General features: G+C 62.6%; 25 protein-coding genes. 14 read left to right on the top strand and 11 right to left on the bottom strand.

Going from position 1 to position 22631, the window contains the following annotated elements; genetic code table 11:
* The first annotated feature begins 160 nt into the window (after positions 1–160).
* On the top strand, positions 161–1534 hold the full coding sequence (locus C5J26_RS02865) for a diguanylate cyclase (protein ID WP_105400424.1): 1374 nt from the start codon (positions 161–163) through the stop codon (positions 1532–1534).
* A 117-nt stretch (positions 1535–1651) separates the two neighbouring features.
* On the opposite strand, the gene C5J26_RS02860 is transcribed toward C5J26_RS02865, so the two are convergent.
* Positions 1652–2122: an SRPBCC family protein gene (locus tag C5J26_RS02860; RefSeq protein ID WP_105400423.1), complete on the bottom strand. Its 471-nt coding sequence runs from the start codon at positions 2120–2122 to the stop codon at positions 1652–1654.
* A gap of 150 nt (positions 2123–2272) precedes the next feature.
* On the opposite strand from C5J26_RS02860, the gene C5J26_RS02855 reads away from it, so the two are divergent.
* Complete coding sequence (locus tag C5J26_RS02855) at positions 2273–2572, top strand: DUF1905 domain-containing protein (RefSeq protein ID WP_245441040.1); 300 nt, start codon at positions 2273–2275, stop codon at positions 2570–2572.
* Between the two features lie 177 nt (positions 2573–2749).
* Here the strand turns inward: C5J26_RS02855 and C5J26_RS02850 are convergent, their stop codons facing one another.
* The 3 genes from C5J26_RS02850 to C5J26_RS02840 form a co-directional block, all read right to left on the bottom strand.
* Positions 2750–4003 carry an RNA polymerase sigma factor gene (locus C5J26_RS02850; RefSeq protein ID WP_105400422.1) on the bottom strand — a complete coding sequence of 418 codons (1254 nt, stop codon included), beginning with the start codon at positions 4001–4003 and terminating at the stop codon, positions 2750–2752.
* Positions 4000–4389 (bottom strand): YciI family protein, encoded by a 390-nt coding sequence (locus C5J26_RS02845; protein WP_105400421.1) that lies wholly within the window; start codon positions 4387–4389, stop codon positions 4000–4002. Before C5J26_RS02845 ends, C5J26_RS02850 begins: the two co-directional genes overlap by 4 nt.
* A gap of 73 nt (positions 4390–4462) precedes the next feature.
* Entirely contained in the window at positions 4463–5326 is an 864-nt protein-coding gene (locus tag C5J26_RS02840) for a helix-turn-helix domain-containing protein (RefSeq protein WP_105400420.1), read from the bottom strand.
* Positions 5327–5461: 135 nt separating this feature from the next.
* Between C5J26_RS02840 and C5J26_RS02835 the strand changes: the two genes are divergently transcribed.
* The 6 genes from C5J26_RS02835 to C5J26_RS02810 all read left to right on the top strand — a co-directional run bounded on the left by C5J26_RS02835 (position 5462) and on the right by C5J26_RS02810 (position 8783).
* Positions 5462–6322 (top strand): N-acyl homoserine lactonase family protein, encoded by an 861-nt coding sequence (locus C5J26_RS02835; RefSeq protein ID WP_105400419.1) that lies wholly within the window; start codon positions 5462–5464, stop codon positions 6320–6322.
* 85 nt (positions 6323–6407) lie between these two features.
* A complete protein-coding gene (locus C5J26_RS02830; RefSeq protein WP_105400418.1) occupies positions 6408–7115 on the top strand; it encodes a glutathione S-transferase N-terminal domain-containing protein in 708 nt (235 codons plus the stop codon).
* A gap of 48 nt (positions 7116–7163) precedes the next feature.
* Positions 7164–7619, top strand: a complete 456-nt coding sequence (locus tag C5J26_RS02825; RefSeq protein ID WP_105400417.1) for a GFA family protein — start codon at positions 7164–7166, stop codon at positions 7617–7619.
* Positions 7620–7681: 62 nt separating this feature from the next.
* On the top strand, positions 7682–7936 hold the full coding sequence (locus C5J26_RS02820) for a type II toxin-antitoxin system ParD family antitoxin (RefSeq protein WP_105400915.1): 255 nt from the start codon (positions 7682–7684) through the stop codon (positions 7934–7936).
* Positions 7937–7939: 3 nt separating this feature from the next.
* Positions 7940–8242, top strand: coding sequence for a type II toxin-antitoxin system RelE/ParE family toxin (locus C5J26_RS02815; protein ID WP_105400416.1), 303 nt, complete (start codon positions 7940–7942; stop codon positions 8240–8242).
* Between the two features lie 112 nt (positions 8243–8354).
* Positions 8355–8783 (top strand): glyoxalase/bleomycin resistance/extradiol dioxygenase family protein, encoded by a 429-nt coding sequence (locus C5J26_RS02810; protein WP_105400415.1) that lies wholly within the window; start codon positions 8355–8357, stop codon positions 8781–8783.
* Between the two features lie 52 nt (positions 8784–8835).
* Here C5J26_RS02810 and C5J26_RS02805 read toward each other — a convergent pair whose 3' ends face one another.
* The 3 genes from C5J26_RS02805 to C5J26_RS02795 form a co-directional block, all read right to left on the bottom strand.
* A complete protein-coding gene (locus tag C5J26_RS02805; protein ID WP_105400914.1) occupies positions 8836–10095 on the bottom strand; it encodes a D-alanyl-D-alanine carboxypeptidase in 1260 nt (419 codons plus the stop codon).
* Positions 10096–10215: 120 nt separating this feature from the next.
* On the bottom strand, positions 10216–11709 hold the full coding sequence (glpK, locus tag C5J26_RS02800; RefSeq protein ID WP_105400414.1) for a glycerol kinase GlpK: 1494 nt from the start codon (positions 11707–11709) through the stop codon (positions 10216–10218).
* A gap of 138 nt (positions 11710–11847) precedes the next feature.
* Positions 11848–12774, bottom strand: a complete 927-nt coding sequence (locus tag C5J26_RS02795) for a manganese catalase family protein (protein ID WP_046635573.1) — start codon at positions 12772–12774, stop codon at positions 11848–11850.
* 207 nt (positions 12775–12981) lie between these two features.
* Here C5J26_RS02795 and C5J26_RS02790 point away from each other — a divergent pair, with 207 nt between their 5' ends.
* From C5J26_RS02790 to xdhC, 4 genes are all read left to right on the top strand, one after another.
* A complete protein-coding gene (locus C5J26_RS02790; RefSeq protein WP_105400413.1) occupies positions 12982–13758 on the top strand; it encodes a 3-hydroxybutyrate dehydrogenase in 777 nt (258 codons plus the stop codon).
* Positions 13759–13835: 77 nt separating this feature from the next.
* Positions 13836–15308, top strand: coding sequence for a xanthine dehydrogenase small subunit (gene xdhA, locus C5J26_RS02785; RefSeq protein WP_105400412.1), 1473 nt, complete (start codon positions 13836–13838; stop codon positions 15306–15308).
* A gap of 313 nt (positions 15309–15621) precedes the next feature.
* Complete coding sequence (gene xdhB, locus C5J26_RS02775; protein WP_105400410.1) at positions 15622–17958, top strand: xanthine dehydrogenase molybdopterin binding subunit; 2337 nt, start codon at positions 15622–15624, stop codon at positions 17956–17958.
* Between the two features lie 165 nt (positions 17959–18123).
* Positions 18124–18957: a xanthine dehydrogenase accessory protein XdhC gene (gene xdhC, locus C5J26_RS02770; protein ID WP_105400409.1), complete on the top strand. Its 834-nt coding sequence runs from the start codon at positions 18124–18126 to the stop codon at positions 18955–18957.
* Here xdhC and C5J26_RS02765 read toward each other — a convergent pair.
* Positions 18931–19164, bottom strand: coding sequence for a hypothetical protein (locus C5J26_RS02765; RefSeq protein WP_046635430.1), 234 nt, complete (start codon positions 19162–19164; stop codon positions 18931–18933). The genes xdhC and C5J26_RS02765 overlap by 27 nt on opposite strands.
* A gap of 110 nt (positions 19165–19274) precedes the next feature.
* On the opposite strand from C5J26_RS02765, the gene C5J26_RS02760 reads away from it, so the two are divergent.
* On the top strand, positions 19275–20198 hold the full coding sequence (locus C5J26_RS02760; protein ID WP_105400408.1) for a LysR substrate-binding domain-containing protein: 924 nt from the start codon (positions 19275–19277) through the stop codon (positions 20196–20198).
* A gap of 6 nt (positions 20199–20204) precedes the next feature.
* Here the strand turns inward: C5J26_RS02760 and C5J26_RS02755 are convergent, their stop codons facing one another.
* Together C5J26_RS02755 and C5J26_RS02750 are read right to left on the bottom strand one after the other, a co-directional pair.
* A complete protein-coding gene (locus C5J26_RS02755) occupies positions 20205–20585 on the bottom strand; it encodes a nuclear transport factor 2 family protein (RefSeq protein WP_105400407.1) in 381 nt (126 codons plus the stop codon).
* 104 nt (positions 20586–20689) lie between these two features.
* Positions 20690–20917, bottom strand: a complete 228-nt coding sequence (locus tag C5J26_RS02750; protein ID WP_105400406.1) for a hypothetical protein — start codon at positions 20915–20917, stop codon at positions 20690–20692.
* Positions 20918–21013: 96 nt separating this feature from the next.
* Between C5J26_RS02750 and C5J26_RS02745 the strand changes: the two genes are divergently transcribed.
* A complete protein-coding gene (locus C5J26_RS02745) occupies positions 21014–21931 on the top strand; it encodes a LysR substrate-binding domain-containing protein (RefSeq protein ID WP_105400405.1) in 918 nt (305 codons plus the stop codon).
* An 87-nt stretch (positions 21932–22018) separates the two neighbouring features.
* Here the strand turns inward: C5J26_RS02745 and C5J26_RS02740 are convergent, their stop codons facing one another.
* The gene (locus C5J26_RS02740; protein ID WP_105400404.1) at positions 22019–22378 is read right to left on the bottom strand and encodes a hypothetical protein; all 360 of its coding nucleotides are present in this window, start codon (positions 22376–22378) and stop codon (positions 22019–22021) included.
* Positions 22379–22631: the final 253 nt, after the last annotated feature.

Raw genomic sequence — 22631 nt, 5'->3', positions numbered from 1 at the left:
CGATGGGTGCCGGGGCGACGGTCGTCGCCGGCCCCCGTGACTTGGCAACCGACACGGGACTACGAGATTTTGGACGCAAACATAGGTTTAGATTCTAAGAGAATGGTAATCCATCGGGCATATTCTTCCCGGCCAACAGGAACAGCGTTTAGGCAATCGAATGAATGACGGCACCGGAAATCGGCCCGACTCGGACTTTCCGAACCTGCAATCATCGAATGACATCCTTATTGTCGAGGATTCCGCCGCCCTTTCGGCCTTGCTGCGACAGCGGATCGAGCGGGAGACTGCCGGCAGGACCTTTTGCTGTGCGAGCCTGGCTCAAGCCCGCATGCTACTGGCGGGGCAGAAGTTCACCCTGGCCCTGACCGGCCTCAATCTGCCTGACGCGCCCAACGGCGAGATTCTTGCCCTGCTTGCCGAATACGCGCTTCCGACGATCGTCTTCACGGCAACCTCCGAGACGGACGCTACGATCCGCTACACCGAGCGGAAGATCATCGACTATATCGTCAAGAGCGACAACACGACGGTCGATACGGTCGTCAGGACCGTGAACCGCATCCTGACCAACGGCGCCTTTTCCGTTCTCGTCGTCGATGACGCGAGATGGGCCCGCTCCGGTCTGGTCGAGATCATGCAGCGGCAGAACTTCCGTGTCCTCGAAGCCCTTTCCGGCAAGGAGGCCCTGGACATGCTTGCCGACAACCCATCGATCGAACTGGTCATCACCGACTACAACATGCCCGACATGGACGGACACGAGCTGACGAGGCGCATTCGCGCAACCCGGCCTTCGGACGAACTGCGCATCATCGGCGTTTCGTCCTCGTCCGACCGAGGACTTTCCGCAAGCTTCCTGAAGGCCGGCGCGTCGGATTTCATCTACCGTCCCTTCGTCCCGGAAGAGCTGCAATGCCGCATCGACAACAATGTCGAAACGCTGACCCAGCTGAAGCGGCTGCGTTACCTGGCGGAGCGAGATCACCTGACGGGCCTCGCAAACCGCCGCTTCTTCTTCGAGAAGAACCCGCCCCTGGAGCCTGCACCGGCAAACGACGCGGTTGCCATCCTCGACATCGACCATTTCAAATCGGTCAACGATACCTACGGCCATGAGGCCGGGGACCAGGTGCTGAAGCGTCTTGCCAGCACCCTCAAGGAGATGACCATCGACAAGCGATACCTCGCCGCCCGCCTCGGCGGCGAAGAGTTCGCAATCTACATGAAGGATACCAATGCCTTCCAGGCCCATTCCTTCTGCGAGCAGGTACGCAGCCGCGTCCAGACCACCAGCATCCCGGTGCAGGACAAGGACATATCGGTGACCATCTCCATCGGCGTCATGGAAATGGAGGAGCGCGAGACCTTCGGAAACCAGCTCAACGCCGCCGACCAGCTTCTCTACATGGCGAAAAAGAACGGCCGCAACCGCGTCTATTCGAGCCTGACGATACCGGAAGCGCTGATCCCCCAGCCGCAGGAACCGGAGGAACCCCGTACCCGGGTGACCCGGCGCCCCGGCACCCGGTAACTTGTCAGACGGAATTCGAATCCGTTTTCAAAGACTTCCGGCTACCTTTTGAATCGATTTCGAAAGCGCCTTGAGGTGAACCGCCCGAGCTTGGGCCCGGGCGGCAGCTTCCCTGTTTCAGAAGGTCTTGGCGACCTGTTCGAGCTGGTCGGCGACGATGCCCCAGCCTTCCTCGAAGCCCATCTGCTGATGAGCGTTCTTGTCTTCTTCCGTCCAGTGAAAAGCCGTTGCCGTGTATTTCGTGCGGCCGTTGCCGAGATCTTCGAATTCGACGACCGCGGTCATGAACGGTTTTTCCGACGGCACCCAGGCGCTCGTATAGGCGTCGGTGAAGACCAGCTTCTTGTTCGGTACGACTTCTAGGTAGATCCCGTAATTGGGGATCTTTTCGCCGTTCGGCCCTTCCATCAGGATGAAGCTCGATCCGCCGGCACGGACGTCCACCCGGGCTTCGGTCACCTTCCACGGCTGCGGGCAGAACCATTCGCCCATGCGTTCGGGCGTGGTCCAGGCCTTGTAGAGCTTGTCGGCCGGAACGTCCATTTCGCGGACGATCTGCAGGGCGTGCTTGGCGGTGTTGGCGGTCATTGTCTGTCTCCCTTGAGTTTTACAAACATCTCATCCGATGCTGAACTAAGGACGTTTGACGAGCACGATATCCGACAAGTGTCATGGAATTTTTTCAAGCCGTGCGGCAAATATCTTCGGAACGAAGTGACAGGCGGCGGGAGGGGATCAGTGGTCCAGTTCACATTCGAGGCGACGGTCATCCACTGGCGCGGCCCGTCCCCTTTCTTTTTCGCACCGCTCCCGTCGAACCATGCCGAGGAGATCAGGCGGCTGTCGAAGCTCGTGAGCTACGGCTGGGGCGTGATCCCGGTCGACGCCACGATCGGCGGCGTCTCCTTCTACACGTCGCTCTTCCCGAAGGACGAAACCTATCTGCTGCCATTAAAGGACGCGGTGCGGAAAAAGACCGGCATCACGGCCGGCGACCTGATTGCGGTCGAGATGACGCTGCGGCCGCCGCGGCGGTAGCGGAGAGCATTGCATGTGGAATATGAGGCGGTGCGTGGAGCCCCTCCCCCTTGTGGGGAGGGGTTGGGGAGTGGACTTCACTCCGCCTCAAGACCCCTCCCGCCTGCCGGCCACCCTCCCCACAAGGGGAGGGTTAAGAATGCCGCATCGCCTCACGTTTCATATGCAATGCTCGCCCTACTCCGCCAGCGGTGTAACCGCGCCGAGCTTGTCGATCTGCTGGCGGATATGGGCGCATTCGGCGGCGGAATTGGCAAGCGCGATCGCCCGGTCGAAGGCCACGCGGGCTTCGCGCCGTTGGCCGGCCTGCATCATCAGCCCGCCCTTGACCCCGTGGAAATAAAAATAGCCGTCGAGCTTGTCGGCAAGCGGTGCGATCATGTCGAGCGCCGCCTCCGGCCCTTCGAGCTTCGAGACCGCGACAGCCTTGTTGAGGGTGACGACCGGCGACGGCTGGATGCGCTCCAGCAGTCCGTAGAGCATGGTAATCTCCTTCCAGTCCGTATCCTTCGGCGTCGCCGCGCGGGCATGCAGCGCCGAGATCGCCGCCTGCACCTGGTAGGGGCCGGGCTTGCGGTGCCGGATCGCCTTGTCGAGCAGCGCCAGGGCCTCGTTGATCAGCTTGCTGTCCCAGCGGCTGCGGTCCTGGTCCTCGAGCAGCACGATCTGGCCGTCCTTGTCGATGCGCGTTCTGGCACGCGAGTGCTGCAGCAGCATCAGCGCCAACAGGCCCATGATCTCCGGCTCGGCGGGAAAGATCCGCAGCAGCAGCCGGGCAAGCCGGATCGCCTCGTCGCAGAATGCGGCGCTGTCGGGATTGGTGATGCCGGCGGAATATCCCTCGTTGAAGACCAGATAGATCATCGATGAGACGATGCCGAGCCGTTCTGCCCGTTCCGAAGGCCCCGGCGTCTCGAACGGCACGCCGGCCTTGGCGACGCGGGCCTTGGCGCGGGTGATGCGCTGTTCCATGGCGCTGTCGCCGACCAGGAAGGCCCGGGCGATCTGCGCGACGCTGAGGCCCGAGACGATCCTGAGCGCCAGCGCGACCTGCTGGGTCGCCGGCAGGTCCGGATGGCAGCAGATGAACATCAGCCGCAGGATGTCGTCGCGGTAATGGGAGTTGTCGAGCCGGTCGGCCATGTCGCCTTCGGCATCCGACAGATCGGAGAAGGCTTCCTCCTCCGGCAGCGGATCGTTCTTGGAGCGCTTGCGGACCACGTCGATGCCGCTGTTGCGGCCGACGAAGATCAGCCAGGCGGTCGGATCGCGCGGCGGCCCCTTGTCCGGCCAGGTCCTGATGGCGCGCAGGCACGCCTCCTGGAAGGCTTCTTCCGCGGTATCGAGATCGCGGAAGTAACGAAGGAGCGCGCCGAGCGCCTGCGGCCGGGCCGCCGTCAGCGCAAGATCGATCCACGCAATATCTGTCATGTCTTGGTCTCGCTATTCTTGATCTCGCCGGGATGGAAGACGTAGAAGGGCCGGATTTCATAGGAGCTGGAGCCGGGATTGACCGCCGAAAGCTCCTTCGAGAAGGCGACTGCTTCTTCCAGCGTCTCGGCCTCGAGCGTGTAGAAACCGAGCAGCACTTCCTTGGTTTCCGCAAACGGCCCGTCGAGCACCAGCGGCTCCTCCTTGCCTTTTCGCACGGTGGTAGCGGCGGTCGTCGGCATCAGCCGCCCGACCGGGCCGAGCTTGCCGGCCTGTGCGTAGGGCGTCTGCACCTCGATGAGCTTCGCCATGACGGCATCCTCTTCCTCCTTGGACCAGGCGAAGACGGTTTCCTCATGGGCGTAGCAAAGGATGGCGTAAAGCATGCGTAGCTCCTTCTCCTAATGAAGACGAAGGATTAGCGCGGGTGCCGACAGGGCGCAGCATTTTTTTGTTGGATCAGCGCCGTCCGGTCGGGCTGGTGCCGAACGTCTCGCGGAAACGGCGGGAGAAATGCGACCGCGAGGCATAACCCGCTGCCTCCGCTGCCGCGATGCTGGACGCGCCCGAGGCAATTGCACTGTGGGCCGCCTTCAGGCGCTCGCGGCGCAGGATGGCGCGAAAGGATGTGCCTTCCGCCGTGAGATGGCGGCGCAGCGTCGAGGCGCCGATACCGAGCTCTCCCGCCATGTCGGAGACGCTCCAGGGCTCGGAGGGTGCGGTGGCGATAAGCCATGCGACCTCTTCCGAAAGGCTCTGACGAAACAGCGCCCGCGCCTCCGGCAGAGGCCTGAGCAGCGCCAGGACCTCGGTCAGCCTCAGGCGCTTGATCGTTTCGCTTACCGCCCCGTCGGTGACCGCCGCCGCCGAATGGCAGAGCGCTTCCACGAGATCTTCGCCGAGCGGGACGCCGAACGAACCCGCCTCGCCGCCTTCCAGACGCTCCGTTGCCGAAAGCGGAGCAATCCCCTCCGGCAGCGAGGGAACGTCGAGGCGCAGCGCGACGTAGAACCCAGTTGTCTCGTCGGGAATGTTGACGACATCCATCGGCACCTTGCCCGGCAGGACGAAGACGGAGCCCGGCGGGAAGACATGCGTCCGGTCGCCGAGCCAGATTTCCTTCTGGCCGTAGAGCACGATGCCGATCATCGGATCTTCGAGCTCGAGCGCCTTCACCTTTTCCCGATCAAAACAGCAATAGATGAACAGCTGCTCCGCATAGGCGTTCATGCCGGGCTTCAGCCGCCCCGCCACCATCGGGCGCAGGCGGTCGAGCAGGCGGCGGGAAAGATCGGGCAGGCGCTGGGTGACGATCAGGTTCATCGCCGCACTATAGCGGAGGATACCCGTCGAAAAATACCTCAGCCGAGCGTTTCGGGCTCAAGCCAGCAAAAATCCGGCCCTGACGGGATGTCGAAAGCAGGCAGAAGGCGGCGGCTTCAACGCAGGAGACTTTTGATGAAGACCTTAGCCACTCTTTCCACCCTTGGCGCTTCCATTCTGGCCGCAGGCGTCGGCCTCCTCGCCCTGTCCGGCTCCGCCCAGGCCGCAGCCGATCTCGAACTGTGGCGGCTCGATTGCGGCTCGGTCGTGGTCAAGGACCTGTCGAGCTTTTCCGATACGTTCGCGTATAAAGGCGAAAGCCGCACCCTGACCGACAGCTGCTACCTCATCCGCCACGGCGCCGATTACCTGCTTTGGGACACCGGCCTGCCGGCCGCCTTGATCGGCAAGGCGCCGGACCTCTCACAGCCGCTGGCACCGTCGCTGAGCGTCGACATTCCGACCCAACTCGCAAAGATCGGCATCAAGCCGGACCAGATCGGCATCGTCGGCATCAGCCACAACCACTTCGACCATATGGGCCAGGCCTCGACGTTTGCGAAGGCAACGCTGATGCTCGGCGCCGCCGACTGGGAAAGCCTGCACGAAAATCCCCTGCCCTTCGGGGTCATGCCGGCGCTCGTCCAGCCGTGGATGGACGGCAAGGCGAAGATCGATCCCGTCTCGGGCGATCGCGACGTGTTCGGCGACGGTTCGGTGATGATGCTGGCCATGCCCGGCCATACCAAGGGCGAGACCGCACTGCTCGTCAAACTGCCGCAGGGCGGACCGGTGCTGCTCTCCGGCGACGTCGTGCATTTCGAAGAGCAGATCGCCAATAACGGCGTGCCGCCCTTCAACATCGACCGGGCCGAAAGCCTGGCCTCGATGGAGCGCATGAACGGGATCGCCAAGCAGCTGAACGCCAAGCTGGTCGTCCAGCACGACGCAAACGATATCGGCAAGCTGCCGGCCTTCCCGGCCAGCGCCCGCTGACTTCTATGAGATCGCCACTGGCGCATCGCGCGCCGGTGGCTATATTCCGCGGGAACAAAAACTCTGCCTCCCAAGGAACCCCGATATGGCCGACCTTTCCACCTTCCCGATCACGTCCAGATGGCCCGCCCAGAACCCGGACGTTCTGCAGCTCTATTCGACGCCGACGCCGAACGGCGTCAAGGTTTCGATCATGCTGGAAGAGATCGGCCTGCCCTACGAACCGCATTTCATCAATATCGGCGCCGACGAGACCTGGGGTCCGGAATATCTGTCGCTCAACCCGAACGGCAAGATCCCGGCGATCCTCGATCCGCACGGTCCCGGGGACAAGCCGCTGGCGCTGTTCGAGAGTGGCGCAATCCTCGTCTACCTGGCGGAAAAGACCGGCAAGCTGATGTCTGCGGATCCGGCCAGTCGCTACGAGGCGATCCAGTGGGTCATGTTCCAGATGGCGAGCGTCGGGCCGATGTTCGGCCAGCTCGGCTTCTTCCACAAGTTTGCCGGCAAGGACATCGAGGACAAGCGCCCGCGCGACCGCTACGCCAAGGAATCGCACCGCATCATCCGCGTCATCGAATCCCGGCTCGAAGGCCGCGACTGGATCATGGGCGACGAATATTCGATCGCCGACATTTCCATGCTCGGCTGGGTGCGCAACCTGATCGGCTTTTACGGCGCCGGCGAGTTCGTCGAATACGACCAGCTGAAGCGCGTGCCGGAATGGCTGGAACGCGCGCTGGCAAGGCCTGCCGTCCAACGGGGCCTGGATATTCCTAAGCGTCCGGCCTGACCAGATACCGTAGCGGCAGCATTCCATCGAGAAAATGGAGATAGAAACATGCCCAAACCCACTCTTCCCATGGAAGGCGGATGCCGCTGCGGACAGGTGCGGCTAAAAATCAGCGCCCCGCCGATCCTGACCATGGCCTGCCACTGCACCGGCTGTCAAAAGATGAGCGCCAGCGCCTTCTCGCTCTCCGCTGCGATCCCGTCCCAGGGGTTCGAGGTGACGCAAGGCGAGCCGGTGATCGGCGGCCTGCATGGCAGCGACGCCCACCACTACCATTGCCCGCACTGCAAGAGCTGGATGTTCACGAGGCCGGTCGGCATGGACTGGTTCGTCAACCTGCGTCCGACCATGCTCGACGACGCGCAATGGTTCGTCCCCTTCATCGAGACATATACGTCCGAAAAGCTGCCCTGGGCGACGACGTCGGCCGTACATTCCTACGAAACCTTTCCGCCAATGGAAGCCTATGAGGGCCTGGCGAAGGAATTTGCGGAACAGGATTGAAGTCCGGAAATCTCTTGTCAAAATCCCGGGCCACTCCCATCATGTGCGGGAAGGAGCTGTCGATGGACATCCATGTTACGCTGACGGACGATCTGGCCGAGTTCGTGAAATCCAAGATGGAATCTGGACACTATCGCTCTTCGAGCGAAGTCGTCGAGGACGCTCTGCGCCTGCTGGAGGAGCAGGACCACGCCGCCGACGATCTGACGCGCCTGAAAAAAGCCTGGGACGAGGGCGTCGAGAGTGGTGACTATCGTCCGCTGGATTTGAAGGCGATCAAGGCTGAGGGCCGCAGCAGACGCGTGGGCAAACCTTGATCCATGGCAAAGGCGGTCATCTATTCCAGCCGCGCCCGTGACGACATGCTCGATATATGGTCATGGATTGCAGACAGGAGCGGGGTGGCCATGGCCGATGCGGTTGCCGAGCGCATAGAAGCCCGCATATCACGATTGGCGGACCATCCCGAGATGGGGCCAGGTCGCTCCGATATCGCCCAATCCGCTCGCATGCTCGTGATCGAGAGATGGCTCGCTCTCTACGCAATTATCGATGACAGGGTTCGCATTGTCCGCGTTGTCGATAGTGCCATCGATCTTCGGCGGGTCAAATGGGACAGATGACCCTATCCGGCAAACTGCGAAAAAATTCGCGCTGAATGTCGGCATCTCCTTCTCCCGTTCGTCCTCGTATTGTCCGGCATGGACGAGAACGATCCGAACAAGGAGGGAAATCATGGATGCGAATGCCCAGACGAACGACAAGCAGGCGCAATCGCCTGTCCGCGGCGGCGTGGTCGCCTATCTTCAGCTCGATGGCGCGATGAAGGCTGCCGAATATTACAAAAAGGCCCTCGGCGCCGAGATCGAGTCCTTTCATCCGGTGGATGACCAGGGCCGCACGATGCACATCCATCTCTATATCAACGGCAGCTCGGTGATGCTCTGCGACCCATATCCGGACTACGGCCATCCCCTCGAAAAGCCGCAGGCCTTCACCATGATGCTGCCGGTCGACGACATCGATTTCTGGTGGAAACGCGCCGTCGATGCCGGCATGACGGTGGAAACAGAGTTGCAGGTGATGTTCTGGGGCGACCGCTACGGCCAGGTCCGCGACCCCTTCGGCGTCGCCTGGGCTATGAACGCGCCGGTGAAGGGCTGACCTCCACGAAAACCGGCCCGCCGCCGGTGATCCGGCGGCGGGCTTTACCGGCCTATCGCACCACGAAGCAGCTGATCGACTTGGCCTGCAGGACCGAGCAGGCCCGCGTGGCCGAATCGCCGTCCGCAAAACCGACGAAACGGGCGCGGTAGATTTGCTTGCCGCCGTCGGCAGAACTTTCGACGCTCGGCGTGACACGGCCATACCCCTGAGCGAGCAGCGGCACTGCCTTTTCGAGCAGCGCGGATGCCTGATCGCGGCTGGTGGCTGCGGCGATCTGGATGCGCCAGGCCGAGCCCGCCGGCTGCGGGGACGTCATTGTCTGAGACGACGCGGTCGGGGATGGCGCAGCGTTCGGAACAGTGGCCCGGGGTGTTGCATAGAGGTTGGCGATCGCGGTCTTGGGCGTTACGCCGAGCGTGATCTCCTTGCGTGGCGAAGGCGTCGCAAAGGCGAGCGGCAGCGTGTCTTGGGCCGGTCGTTTCTGGGTCTCGAACGCCACCAGACCGCCGGATGCCGCATTGTTGCCGGGCACGTAGCGGTCGAGCAGCGCCGCCATCTGGTCGTCGCGCTTGCGGGCGCTCTTGCCGCCCATGACGACGCCGATCACCCGCCGGCCGTCGATGGTGACGGCGCTGGCGATATTGTAGCCGGAAGCGTTGGTAAAGCCGGTCTTGACGCCGTCCATGCCGGGATAGCGGTACATCAGGTTGTTGTGGCCGCGCAGGCGCTTGCCGCGGAACTCCATGTTCCTGGCTGAAAACAGCTGGTATTCCCGGGGAAAGTCGCGGATGAGCGCGAGAGCCAACTGGGCCATGTCGCGGGCCGTCGTCACCTGGGAGTCGTCCGGCAAGCCTGACGCATTGCGGAACACGGTGCGGCTCATGCCGAGCGCGCGGGCCTTCCTGGTCATCATCTCCCCGAAACGGTCTTCCGAACCGCCGAGATAATCGCCCATTGTCGCAGCCGCGTCGTTGGCCGAGCGCACGATCATGCCGTTGACGGCCTCCCTAACGGTAATTGTCCGGCCGGCGGGCACTCCGAGCTTGGAGGGGATCTTGGACGCGGCATTCGGCGTCAGGGGGATGTCCTGATCCCATTTGAGGCGGCCCTCGCGCAGCGCCTCGAAGGTCATGTAGAGCGTCATCATCTTGGTCAGCGACGCCGGATGGTTGATCTCGTCGGCGTTTTCCGACGCCAGAACCTTGCCGCTCTTCACATCATAGATGAAATGGGCGTAGCCGGCCTCGGCCGTACGGCTGACCGCCAGAGAGGCGCCAAGCACCAAAAGGAAAGCCAAAATCTGCTGAATTCGAAACATGCCCGCCCTCTCTAAGTCGTCGGCGAACATATGGCAACGAACATGGTGCGAAAATGACGCATTGCGGATTTAAATCTAATTTTAACAAGATGGTTAATTGAAAATAAGGACTTAGGCATTTGTCAGCGTCCTCCTGACAGCGTCCTTCCAGCCGCGAATCTTGTAAGCACGGGTCTTTTCGTCCATCTGCGGCTCGAATCGCCGCTGCCGCGCCCAGCTTTTTGCGAACGCCTTCTGGTCGGGCCAGACGCCCGCCTTCGAACCGGCGAGCCAGGCCGCCCCGAGCGCCGTCGTCTCGAGGATGGTTGGCCGGTCGACAGGAGCGTCGATCAGATCCGAGAGCCGCTGCATCGTCCAGTCGGAGGCGACCATGCCGCCATCGACACGCAGCACCGTGCTGCCGTTGGCATTGCGCCAGTCCTTCTGCATCGCGTCGTAGAGGTCGCGGGTCTGGTAGCAGACGGCCTCCAGCGCGGCGCGGGAGATTTCCGCAGGCCCGGTCGCACGCGTCAGGCCGAACATGGCACCGCGTGCCTCCGCATCCCAGTAGGGTGCCCCAAGCCCCGTGAAAGCGGGGACCAGGTAGACCTCCTGCTGAGGATCGGCTTCTTCCGCCAGCTCACCGGTTTGGGAGGCCCTTTCGATGATGCCAAGCCCGTCGCGCAGCCATTGCACGGCGGCGCCGGCGATGAAGATGGAGCCTTCCAGCGCATAGGTCGTCTCGCCGTTCAGGCGGTAGGCGATGGTGGTAAGCAGCCGGTTCTTGGAGCGGACCATGTCGGCGCCGGTATTGAGCACCGCGAAGCAGCCGGTGCCGTAGGTGGATTTCATCATGCCCGGTTCGAAACACGCCTGGCCGATCACCGCCGCCTGCTGGTCGCCGGCAACGCCGAGGATCGGGATCGCCGCGCCGAACAGGCTTTCGTCGGTGATGCCGAATTCGTCGGCGCAATCCTTGACCTCCGGCAGCATGGCGGCGGGAATGCGCAGGATTTCGAGAAGATCCTCGTCCCAGCGGTTATCGGCGATGTTGTAGATCAGGGTGCGCGAGGCATTGGTCGCATCGGTGACGAAGCTTTTTCCGCCGGTCAGGCGCCAGATCAGGAAGGTGTCGATCGTGCCGAAGCAGAGCTCGCCCTTGGCTGCCCTCGCCCGCGCACCCTTCACGTTGGCGAGCATCCAGGAAAGCTTGGTGCCGGAAAAGTAAGGATCGAGCAGCAGGCCGGTGCGACGGGTAAACAGTTTCTCGAGGTCTTGGCGCTTCAGCTTCTCGCAGTAACTGGCGGTGCGGCGGTCCTGCCAGACGATGGCATTGTGGATCGGCTTGCCGCTCTCGCGCTCCCAGACGACGACCGTCTCGCGCTGGTTGGTGATGCCGATCGCGGCGATCTCGGACGCCTCGAGCTTTGCTTCCTTCAGAGCTTGCTTGATCGCCCAGAGCACGGTCTCCCAGATCTCTTCCGGATCATGCTCGACCCAGCCGGATTTCGGGAAGATCTGGGTGAACTCCTTCTGGCCGATGCCGGCGATCCGCATGTCGCCGTCGAACACGATCGCCCGCGTCGAAGTCGTCCCCTGATCGACCGCCAGAACATAACCCGCCATGCCGCTCCTCCCAGTCCATGCAATGCGCCCGGACGGTTTGAGCAGAAGGAACGAAGGAGTGTCAAACGGAAATGGAGAGTCATTGAAAAAGGGGACACGCTGTTTGCGTGCCCCCATGGCAGAAGTCGTCGGCAGAGATCACCGCGATTTTTTGTAAAGCTTCTGGGCGATCTCGAACATCTCCTCGGGCGCGTAGTCTGGCGTGAAGGCGGAGGGCACTCCGACGAGCTGGTGGATCTTGCCGCCCTCCGGCATGCCGTCGACGACTTCGAGTTCGCCGGGCGGGTCGAGCGGCAGGGCGACTTCGCCATTGCCCCAAATGCCCGCCATTTCCTGATAGTCGCCCGGGCTGAACGTGTAGAGGCGCCGGTGAGAGCCTTCGTCCAGATACTTTTGGCATTCCGGAATGTTGGCGAGCGGAATGTTCGGCGTCGGCAGGAATTTCTCGATCTCCACACCCGTGATCTTCTTCAGCGCCAGCGCATAGGCATGCGCGTGAACCGAGCCGCGGACGAGAAGGTAACCGCACACCTCGCGGCCGGTCGGGTCGGAAAGCGTTTCATAGACGCGCAGCTTGTGCAGGCGGGCTCCGCATTCCAGGTGGAAATTGTGGAGCAGGTCGAGCACGACATTGCCGGTCGTGGTGATAAAGTCGTTATTCCAGGAGACGCCGTTGCTGTTGACCGGCATCGCGCCGCCGGCACCGGAGAGGAAGGCGGCCGCAAGCCGGATGTCCTTCATGTCTTCGAAAGGCGCGTCGGAAATGTCCCCGCCAGGCATCGCGTCACCGTCGGGAATGTCGGGGCCGTTGTTGAGCATCGCAACGCCGTTGCTGACAAGCTCGACATGGCCGAGTTCCTCGGCCGTGATGCTCGCGACAAGGCTGTAGAAAGGACGCAGCTTCTCCTTGGAGCGAAAATTGAAGCTCTGGAACATGTAGTTCCCGAGCGTGGACATTTCCCCGTATTTGCCGCCCAGGAGTTCCTGGAGGGCAGCGGCCGCGTTGGGATCGGCCCGTTTGGGCACAGGAAGTTCCGCCTGCAGCTTATCGACGCGCATGAACATAGGATGGTCCTTTTCGTTAGTGGAAGCCGACCTAACCGGACGATCGTCCGAATGTTCCTCGTCCTCTCGACTGAACGTTGCTTTCGCGGCAACGGCGCCCATGACGATGCCGATTGCCAGAACGCGGAATTTGCGCATAACCTGCCGCGATCGTTGCGGCGCACAAGAACGCCGCCCAGGAAAGCTGGATCGCAGGGAGATTTGGGCATGAGCAGAACCGTCGTCGTCACCGGCTCCACAAGCGGCATCGGGCTCGGTGTTGCGAAAGCGTTCGCCGCCGAGGGCGCCAATGTCGTCATCAACGGTTTCGGGCCGGCCGATGCGATCGAGGCGGCCCGCCGCGAACTCGATGCGCTTGGGACCGGCACGGTGCTTTACCATGCCGCCGACATGACCAGGCCCGCCGAGATCGAGGACCTCATCGCGACCGCCGCCAAGACCTTCGGCAAGGTCGACGTGCTGGTCAACAATGCCGGCATTCAGCACGTGGCGAAGATCGAGGAATTCCCGCCGGAAAAATGGGATCAGCTGATCGCCATCCTGCTGACATCGGCCTTCCACACCATGCGCCATACGATCCCGCTGATGAAGGCGACGGGGAAAGGCCGCATCATCAACGTGGCGTCCGCCCATGCACTGGTCGCCTCGCCGTTCAAATCCGCCTATGTGGCTGCCAAACATGGTATTTTAGGACTAACCAAAACGGCGGCCTTGGAACTTGCGGAATTCGGGATTACCGTGAATGCGATATGCCCGGGCTACGTGCTGACCCCGCTGGTCGAGAAGCAGATTCCCGATACCGCCCGCGAGCGCGGCATCACCGAGGAACAGGTGAAGACCGAGGTAATGCTGAAGCTGCAGGCGACCAAGGAATTCGTGGCGATCGACGAGGTCGCGCAGGCCGCAATCTATCTCGCAAGCGATGCGGCGAGGAGCATTACCGGCACGCATATCTCGATCGACGGCGGCTGGACCGCCCAGTAATTGAACAGTAACTGGCCAATGACGGGATGGGCCAGTAACGGAACACAAAAGCCGGCAACGGCGGACGAAGGAGAGAAATGAGCGAAGCCATCCGCTTCATCGTGAATGGAGAAGAGGTCACCCTTGGAGATTTCGGTCCGACGGAAACCCTTCTCGATTATCTTCGCCTGAGGCGGCGGCTGACGGGTACCAAGGAAGGCTGTGCGGAAGGCGACTGCGGCGCCTGCACGGTGCTGATCGGGCGGTTGACGGAACACGGCCTGCGCTACGAAAGCGTCAACGCCTGCATCCGGTTCTTAGGGTCACTGCACGGCACCCATGTGGTGACCGTCGAGCACCTGGCCGGCCGCGACGGCGCGCTGCATCCGGTGCAGCAGGCGATGGTCGATTTCCACGGCTCGCAATGCGGCTTCTGCACCCCTGGCTTCGTGATGTCGCTTTATGGCCTGTGGCTCTCGAACGGCACGCCGACGCGCGCCGATATCGAAAGCGCGCTGCAGGGCAATCTCTGTCGCTGCACCGGCTATGAGCCTATCGTCAAGGCGGCCGAGCATATCTCCGTCAACCGGCCGAGCTCGCTCTTCGATCCGCTGGAGCGCGACCGCATCCAGATCATGGCGAAACTCTGGGGCATCCATTCGGGCAACGACACGACCATCATCACCAAGGATGGCGCCCGCTCGATCGTGCCGGCCTCCGTCGCCGCCTTTGCCGATATCCTTGCCGACGAACCCGAGGCGACGATCGTCGCCGGGGCGACCGATGTCGGATTGTGGGTCACGAAGCAGATGCGGCTCCTCAATCCGGTGATCTTCATCAACCACCTGACCGAGCTGCAGTCGATCACATCGGACGAGACCGGCATCACCATCGGCGCCGGCGTCAGCTATACCCAGGCCTTCGACGTCCTCACGGATGAGATTCCCGCTTTCGGTCGGCTGATCGACCGGATCGGCGGTTGCCAAGTGCGCAACATGGGAACGATCGGCGGCAATATCGCCAACGGTTCGCCGATCGGCGACACTCCGCCGCCTTTGATCGTGCTCGGCGCCGAACTGACGCTGCGCTCCCATTCCGGCCGCCGCACCATCGCCCTCGAGGACTATTTCCTGAGCTACGGCAAGCAGGACCGGCTGCCGACCGAATTCGTCGAGAAGGTTTTCGTGCCGCGCCCGGCAGAGGGCAGCCATTTCGCGGTCTACAAGATCTCCAAGCGCCGCGACGAGGACATCTCGGCGCTCTGCGGCGCCTTCCATCTCGTGCTCGATGCCGACGGCAAGGTCGAGACCATCCGCATCGCCTTCGGCGGCATGGCGGCAACCCCGAAAAGGGCGAAACACGTTGAGGACGCGCTCCTCGGCGAGGTCTGGAGCTGGGGTGCCGTCTCGGCCGTGCGCGACGCGTTCGAGCAGGATTATCAACCCCTCACCGACTGGCGGGCGAGCGCGGAATACCGCAGCCTCACCGCCCGCAACCTGCTCACCCGCTTCTTCCTCGAAACCGCCGGAGCGCCCGCGGAACTCCGCCGGTTCGAGCTGGAGGAGGCGTGATGGTGAATAGAACGACAAACCTGCCACTCACCTCCCTCCCGAAGGGATGGATTTCGCATCTAAGAGCAGAAAAACGGCGCGGCAGTCCGATCTCCCCCCTTGTGGGGGAGATGCCCGGCAGGGCAGAGGGGGGTGTTACCGCATACTCTTCAGCCACTTCATTCGCCGCACCGTCGCTACCCCCCTCTGTCACCTTCGGTGACATCTCCCCCACAAGGAGGGAGATCAGAGGGAGTTCGCTGCACCGCCTCCTACCCATATGTGCGATCGCGCTCTCGTCTGGGAGCAGCGTGTTCGAAGGAGGCCTCCTCTGATGGACAAGACCACCTTCGATACCAAACCCACCATCAACGGCCGCATGCACGTGTCGCTGAAACATGATTCAGCACATAAGCATGTCACCGGAACCGCCGAATATATCGACGATATTCCGGAACCCTCAGGTACCCTGCACGGCGGCCTCGGGCTTGCCGACCGGGCGCATGCGGAAATCGTCTCGGTCGATCTTTCGGCTGTGAAGAGCGCACCCGGCGTCGTCTGGGTGATCACCGCGGAGGACATTCCGGGCTTCAACGACGTCGCCTCGACCGGACAGCACGACGAGCCGCTGCTTGCCACCACCAACGTCCAGTTCCATGGACAGATCATCTTCGCCGTCATTGCCGAGACCCGCGACCAGGCCCGCAGGGCAGCAAAGCTCGCAAGGATCGAATACCGCGACCTGCCGCACTGGACCGATATCGACAGCGCCCGCGAAAACGACGCGCCTTATGTCGTCGAGCCGATGACGTTGAAGCGCGGCGAGCCGGAAACCGAGATCGAGAACGCGCCCCTGCGCGTCCAGAACCACATGTATATCGGCGGCCAGGAGCATTTTTACCTGGAAAGCCATATCGCGCTCGCCATCCCCGGCGAAGACGATGAAGTCATCGTCTGGTCCTCCACCCAGCATCCGAGCGAAGTGCAGCACATGGTGGCGCACGTGCTCGGCGTCGCCAACAATGCGGTGACCGTCCAGACCCGCCGCATGGGCGGCGGTTTCGGCGGCAAGGAAACGCAGGGCAACCAGTTCGCGGCTCTCGCGGCGGTCGCGGCCAAGAAACTGAAGCGGGCGGTGAAATTCCGCCCCGACCGCGACGAGGATATGTCGATCACCGGCAAGCGGCACGATTTCCGCGTCGACTACGACGTCGCCTTCGATGAGGAAGGCCGCATCCACGCGGTCGACGCGATCTATGCGGCGCGCTGCGGTTTTTCCGCCGACCTCTCCGGCCCGGTCACCGACCGCGCCCTCTTCCATGCCGATTCCAGCTATTTCTACCCGCATGTACGCCTGACCTCGCAGCCGCTGAAGACCCATACCGTCTCCAACACCGCGTTCCGCGGTTTCGGCGGGCCGCAGGGCATGCTCGGCGGTGAGCGGATCATCGAGGAGATCGCCTATGCGGTCGGCAAGGATCCGCTCGAGATCCGCAAGCTGAACTTCTATGGCCAGCGCGGTTCGGACCGGACGATGACGCCCTATCACCAGGACGTCGAGGACAACATCATCGCGAGGGTTGTCGACGAGCTGGAAACCTCGTCCGAATACCAGGCCCGCCGGCAGGCGATCCTCGAGTTCAACTCGCACAGCCCGGTGATCCGCAAGGGCATCGCCCTGACGCCGGTCAAGTTCGGCATCTCGTTTACCATGACCGCCTACAACCAGGCCGGCGCGCTGGTGCATATCTACAATGACGGTTCGATCCACCTGAACCACGGCGGCACCGAGATGGGCCAGGGCCTCTATACCAAGGTGGCGCAGGTGGTGGCCGATACGTTCCAGGTCGATATCGACCGGGTGAAGATCACAGCGACGACCACCGGCAAGGTGCCCAACACCTCCGCCACCGCCGCCTCATCAGGCACCGACCTCAACGGCATGGCCGCCTATGACGCCGCCCGCCAGATCAAGGAACGGCTGATCGATTTCGCCATGCGGCAATGGAAGGTCGGCCGCGACAAGGTCGAGTTCCTGCCCAACCGGCTGCGCATCGGCGGCGAAATCGTGCCCTTCGACACGTTCATCAGGGCTGCCTATTACGACCGCGTGCAGCTGTCGGCCGCCGGCTTCTACAAGACGCCGCGCATCCACTGGGACCGCAAGGCGGGCCGCGGCCGGCCGTTCTACTACTTCGCTTACGGCGCAGCGGTTTCGGAAGTCTCGATCGACACGCTGACCGGGGAATACATGGTCGAGCGCACCGACATCCTCCACGACGTCGGCAAGTCGCTCAATCCGGCGATCGATATCGGCCAGGTTGAGGGCGCGTTCGTTCAAGGGATGGGCTGGCTGACCACCGAGGAACTGTGGTGGGACGACAAGGGGCGGCTGCGCACCCACGCGCCCTCGACCTACAAGATCCCCCTCGCCTCCGACCGGCCGAAAGTGTTCAACGTCAAGCTCGCCGAGTGGGCCGAAAACGCCGAACCGACCATCGGCCGCTCCAAGGCCGTCGGTGAGCCGCCGTTCATGCTGGCGATCTCGGTGCTGGAGGCCTTGTCGATGGCCGTGGCAAGCGTGGCGGATTATTCGGCCTGCCCGCGGCTCGACGCGCCGGCAACGCCGGAACGGGTGCTGATGGCGGTGGAACGGCTGAAGGCGATGTGATGGCTCGACGATTGCCCCTCACCCTAACCCTCTCCCCGCCCGCGGGGCGAGGGGACGTGCCCTGCGCAACGCTGCAGTTGGACGAGGGCGGCGCGGCATTTGTCCTTCTCCCCGTCCAGACGGGGAGAAGGTGCCGGCAGGCGGATGAGGGGCACGCACCCCGCCATGCCTGACCTCTCCTTTCCCACCTTCATCACCACCCACCCACGCACAATCCTCGTCGAAATCCAGGAGGCGAAGGGCTCCACGCCCCGCGAAGCCGGCACGTTCATGCTGGTCGCCGACAACGCGATCTGGGGGACGATCGGCGGGGGGCAGTTCGAATATATGGCGATCGACAATGCCAGGGCGATGCTGTCGGGCGGTGGCGAGGCGGTGATGGACATTCCGCTCGGGCCGGAGATCGGCCAGTGCTGCGGCGGCCATACCCGGCTTGCCTTCCAGCCGTTGATGCCGGAGCTGGCGGAGACGCTGGAAAAGCGCCTGCGCGACGAGGAGGACGACCGGCCGGCGGTCACGCTGTTCGGATCGGGTCATGTCGGCCAGGCGCTCGCAAGGGCGCTGGCCCCCCTGCCCTTCGCGGTGACCGTCATAGAGACCCGCGCCGAAGCGCTGGACGACCTGCCGGCCGAAACGGAAAAACACCTGACCGCGATGCCGGAAGCCTTTGTCGAAAAGATCCCCGCCGGCGGCGCCGCGATCATCCTCACCCACGACCATGCGCTGGATTTCCTGATTGCCCAAAAGGCACTGGCACGCACCGACCTTGCCTATGTCGGCATGATCGGCTCGCGGACCAAACGCGCCACCTTCGCCAACTGGCTGAAGCGCGAAGGCGGAGGCTATGAAACGCTCTCCCGTCTCGTGCTGCCGATCGGGGGCATGGCGGTCAGCGACAAGCGCCCGGCCGTGATCGCAGCACTCGTCGCCGCCGAATTGCTGGAAACTTACGCCGCTCGGCAGGCGCAGACCTCAAAGCGGCAGATCCCGACCGCCTGAGCGCCGTTTCCCGTCCCAGAATGCCGCCTCGCGGCTTTGCGGCCCGGCTTCCGGGAGCGCGACATCGCCGCGCAGCTCGTCCGGCAGTGCCGGGATGCTTGGACCCGCGGGCTGCAGGAGCCTGCGGAAAAACCGGCCGAGCTGCCGCCAGGCGGACACCGGGCGGGAGGATTTCAAAGGCAACGGATAGGCGTCCGCGGACAGCATGGTTGCTCCACATCGACAGGAAAGGATTATTTGGTTGCAACCATCAATGGAGCCGATTGCCGGAGAATTCCAATTCAAATACAGTCGGTCGCGATCAAGAGAACTTATCGATGAAATTGTCACGCCGGTTTCCGCTGAATGCACTTCGGGTCTTCGAGGCCGTCGCGCGCCTGGAAAATTTTACCCGCGCCGCGGAAGAACTCGGCATGACCCAGACGGCGGTGACCTACCAGATCAAGCTCTTGGAGGAATTTCTTGGCGACACCGTTTTTCTGCGCCGCCCACGGGCGCTGAAACTCACCGAAACGGGTGAAAAGCTGCTTCCGAAGGTGGCGGAGGCTTTCACGCTGCTGACCGAAGCGGTGCAATCGACGCGCAACGGCATCGAGGAAACGCTGGAAATCCACTCGCCCCCATCGTTTGCCGCGCAATGGCTGTCGCCGCATCTCCACATTTTCAAGGCCCTGCACCCGCAAATCGAGGTCCGCCTGCTGCGCCAGCTGGATAACATCGACCACCATGGCTCGGCCGATGTCACGATCTGTATCAGCGCCCGGCCATCCGACGGGTTGATCAGCCATCCTCTCTTTCGGCTCAACTATGCGCCCATGCTGTCTCCGCAACTGGCGGAAAGCGTGGGTGGCATACGGCAGCCTTCCGATCTTTTGAAACTGCCCTGGATCACCGACACCCGTGACTGGTGGCACGAATGGTTTGAGGCTACTCAAATCGACTCGAAGCAGATCAGGCACACGAGCCTGAACGCTCTCGGCGCGCTCGACCTGGAGGCAAGGGCCGCCATGTCCGGCCATGGCGTGGCAATGCTGAGCCCGTTCCTATTCCGGGAGGATTTGGCATCCGGCCGTCTCCTCCAGCCTTTCGACCTCTGCGTCGGCGACGGCAAGACCTATTGGCTGTGTTACGCGCCGGCGCCGCGAAATGCCGCGAAGATCACGGCCTTTGCGACCTGGATCCAGTCGGCCCTTGCCGATGACCTTGCGACCATAGGCACGAATCGCAGCGAGGCGATCTAGCAGGCGCTACCGGATCTCGGTGGCTTGTCCGGCGCACCACAGCCAGCGGTCCGCCTGTTTGCGGAACATGTAGAGGGCGCGATAAAGACCGCCGGACCGCTCGCCCCGGAACTCGAATTCGTCCTCGCAATCGAGCACGACGGCGACGACAGGTTCGAATGGGACAATCCGCACCACGGTCGTCTCCTGCTTCAGGAAACGCAGGCCCGTTTCGGAACAGTACCGGTCCAGATACTGATGGCGGTCGCAGACCTCGCCGCGCGCATTGATATAGGTGAATTCCTCGTCGAGCAGCGCTTCCAGGTCCGCCCTCGATTGCCGCAGGAGGGCGGAAGCCTTCGCCTGCAGGAGACCGGCGATGTGATCGAGGTCAGAGGGCCGGGCCATTCAGAATCCTTCAAGCGATCGAGGCAGGCTCCAGGCGGCCCGCCGCGAATAAAGCGGGCCGATGGCTGCTCGTCAAGCAGACCAGCCCGCCACCTGCCGCATGCTCAAAAATTCCGCTGCGAATAGAGGAGCCTTGCCGCGTGGAAGGCGCCCTCGTCCTGCGGACCGCGCCTGTCGCGACCGTCGAGCAGACCGAGGTCGCGCTGGAAGGATTGCGGCATTTCTTCGAGATCGAGATTGTTGCGGCGGACCGCCAGCCGGCGGCGGATGGCATCGGCTATGCCGAGCTTCGGCATGAACTGCTCGAACGGCCAGGTGAGGATGGAAAACATCTCTTGCCTCCAACGGGGATACCCCGTTTTCATTTGATCGATATGGAGGTAATTTGCGCCGGAAAATCTCGGTAATCCAATCGAATTACCGTCTGCATGGATCAAGAGACCTTATCTATGAAGATGTCGAAACAGTTTCCGCTGAATGCGCTTCGGGTGTTCGAAGCTGCCGCCCGCTTGATGAGTTTCACCCGGGCCGGCGAGGAACTCGGGCTCACCCAGACGGCGGTGAGCTACCAGATCAAGCTTCTGGAGGACACGCTCAGCGAACAGCTTTTCCTGCGCCGGCCGCGGCAGGTCTCGCTGACGGAAGCAGGGGAGCGGCTGGCGCCGAGGATCACCGAGGCTTTCGCGATCATGGGCGATGCGCTCTCCACCCTGCACGATGCATCGGAGGGCACGCTGATCATCCATTCGACGGCGACCTTCGCCTCGCGCTGGCTGGCGCGCCATCTGGGCACCTTCCAGCTCGAAAATCCGGGCATTGCCGTCAGGCTGGAAACATCGCAGGAGATGATCGATTTTTCGCGGGCGCAGGCGGATATCGCGATCCGCAGCGGCAAGGGCGAATGGCCGGGCCTGCGCGGGCATTTTCTGATGCGCAATCATTTCACGCCGATGCTGAGTCCGGATTTCGCCGCCACGATCGGCGGCGTGAAGACGCCAGAGGACATCCTGAAGCTCAGGATCATCGATCCGGGCGATCCATGGTGGCCTTCCTGGTTTGCCGCAGCCGGCCTGCCGGATGTCGATCTCACCGGCCGGCCGGTGAGCAGGTACGGGGCGCAGGCCTTCGAGGCCGCCGCCGCGATCGCCGGCCAGGGGGTCGGTATCCTGCAGCCGGAATTTTATGCCGACGACATCGCCCTAGGGCGGCTGGTCCAGCCTTTCGACATTCTCGGCTATGACGGCAGCGACTATTGGCTCGTCTACCCGGAAGCCCGCAGGAACTCCAAGAAAATCCGCGCCTTCCGCGACTTCATGCGGAAAACCATGCCGACATTCCGGGACTAGGGTCGGGACCCTGCAGTCGGTTTTCTATCCGCCGCTTTGCTGGACGGAAAACCGGCTGGACATGTTACTTCTGGCCGCTGACGGCCTCTAATAGCTCATATCCGGCGCGTAGAAGCAGCGCAGCGTATCTTCGGTCGGATAGAGGCAGAGATGATATTCCTCGTCCTGGCTTCTCCTCGCCTGGCTCTGCGGCAGCTTGAAATCATGCGGGCGGGTGATCAGCCGATGATCGCCCGGACCCAAAATGATCTCGTAGCCGCCGTCGATGATCTTGACGTTCTTGGTCGAGATCATCTGGCAATCGCCGGTATGGTTGTCGCCATTGCAACAGAAGCCGTCATATTTCCAGGTCACGCCGGTCGCGCTGTGTGCCTCGTGGGCACTGGCCGAACCGATCTGGATGCAGGACGCGTACGCAATCATCACACCTGTCAGAATACCACGCATGAGCTTAGTCTCCGTTGATGAATGCCCCCATCACCGGCTCGAACCGCACGCATTACCAAGCTTTCGCCGGCTGACTTGCAACTGTCACAATACGCGAGTCGATCTGACCAATTAACCCTTACTTATCGCGATGCACAATTAAGAACACTCTACTATTGCCAATCATGGGGATCGCGCGAAAGGAACTCGAAGCTGCCAGCCCCGGTTCCGTTGCGGAACAAAAAGTGTTCCCGGCAGCGCCCCCTTCCCTTGG

Source organism: Neorhizobium sp. T7_12 (assembly GCF_002968535.1).
In the GTDB taxonomy this organism is placed as follows: domain Bacteria; phylum Pseudomonadota; class Alphaproteobacteria; order Rhizobiales; family Rhizobiaceae; genus Neorhizobium; species Neorhizobium tomejilense.
Note: the sequence above shows the minus strand (reverse complement) of the source record. Positions and strands in the feature narration are given on the sequence as shown.

Excerpts from the sequence above, each read along its gene's own strand:
- C5J26_RS02865 (WP_105400424.1), top strand. The coding sequence starts at position 161 with ATGAATGACGGCACCGGAAATCGGCCCGACTCGGACTTTCCGAACCTG.
- C5J26_RS02860 (WP_105400423.1), bottom strand. The coding sequence starts at position 2,122 with ATGACCGCCAACACCGCCAAGCACGCCCTGCAGATCGTCCGCGAAATG.
- C5J26_RS02850 (WP_105400422.1), bottom strand. The coding sequence starts at position 4,003 with ATGACAGATATTGCGTGGATCGATCTTGCGCTGACGGCGGCCCGGCCG.
- C5J26_RS02845 (WP_105400421.1), bottom strand. The coding sequence starts at position 4,389 with ATGCTTTACGCCATCCTTTGCTACGCCCATGAGGAAACCGTCTTCGCC.
- C5J26_RS02840 (WP_105400420.1), bottom strand. The coding sequence starts at position 5,326 with ATGAACCTGATCGTCACCCAGCGCCTGCCCGATCTTTCCCGCCGCCTG.
- C5J26_RS02835 (WP_105400419.1), top strand. The coding sequence starts at position 5,462 with ATGAAGACCTTAGCCACTCTTTCCACCCTTGGCGCTTCCATTCTGGCC.
- C5J26_RS02830 (WP_105400418.1), top strand. The coding sequence starts at position 6,408 with ATGGCCGACCTTTCCACCTTCCCGATCACGTCCAGATGGCCCGCCCAG.
- C5J26_RS02825 (WP_105400417.1), top strand. The coding sequence starts at position 7,164 with ATGCCCAAACCCACTCTTCCCATGGAAGGCGGATGCCGCTGCGGACAG.
- C5J26_RS02820 (WP_105400915.1), top strand. The coding sequence starts at position 7,682 with ATGGACATCCATGTTACGCTGACGGACGATCTGGCCGAGTTCGTGAAA.
- C5J26_RS02815 (WP_105400416.1), top strand. The coding sequence starts at position 7,940 with ATGGCAAAGGCGGTCATCTATTCCAGCCGCGCCCGTGACGACATGCTC.
- C5J26_RS02810 (WP_105400415.1), top strand. The coding sequence starts at position 8,355 with ATGGATGCGAATGCCCAGACGAACGACAAGCAGGCGCAATCGCCTGTC.
- glpK (WP_105400414.1), bottom strand. The coding sequence starts at position 11,709 with ATGGCGGGTTATGTTCTGGCGGTCGATCAGGGGACGACTTCGACGCGG.
- C5J26_RS02795 (WP_046635573.1), bottom strand. The coding sequence starts at position 12,774 with ATGTTCATGCGCGTCGATAAGCTGCAGGCGGAACTTCCTGTGCCCAAA.
- C5J26_RS02790 (WP_105400413.1), top strand. The coding sequence starts at position 12,982 with ATGAGCAGAACCGTCGTCGTCACCGGCTCCACAAGCGGCATCGGGCTC.
- xdhA (WP_105400412.1), top strand. The coding sequence starts at position 13,836 with ATGAGCGAAGCCATCCGCTTCATCGTGAATGGAGAAGAGGTCACCCTT.
- xdhB (WP_105400410.1), top strand. The coding sequence starts at position 15,622 with ATGGACAAGACCACCTTCGATACCAAACCCACCATCAACGGCCGCATG.
- xdhC (WP_105400409.1), top strand. The coding sequence starts at position 18,124 with ATGCCTGACCTCTCCTTTCCCACCTTCATCACCACCCACCCACGCACA.
- C5J26_RS02765 (WP_046635430.1), bottom strand. The coding sequence starts at position 19,164 with ATGCTGTCCGCGGACGCCTATCCGTTGCCTTTGAAATCCTCCCGCCCG.
- C5J26_RS02760 (WP_105400408.1), top strand. The coding sequence starts at position 19,275 with ATGAAATTGTCACGCCGGTTTCCGCTGAATGCACTTCGGGTCTTCGAG.
- C5J26_RS02755 (WP_105400407.1), bottom strand. The coding sequence starts at position 20,585 with ATGGCCCGGCCCTCTGACCTCGATCACATCGCCGGTCTCCTGCAGGCG.
- C5J26_RS02750 (WP_105400406.1), bottom strand. The coding sequence starts at position 20,917 with ATGTTTTCCATCCTCACCTGGCCGTTCGAGCAGTTCATGCCGAAGCTC.
- C5J26_RS02745 (WP_105400405.1), top strand. The coding sequence starts at position 21,014 with ATGGATCAAGAGACCTTATCTATGAAGATGTCGAAACAGTTTCCGCTG.
- C5J26_RS02740 (WP_105400404.1), bottom strand. The coding sequence starts at position 22,378 with ATGCGTGGTATTCTGACAGGTGTGATGATTGCGTACGCGTCCTGCATC.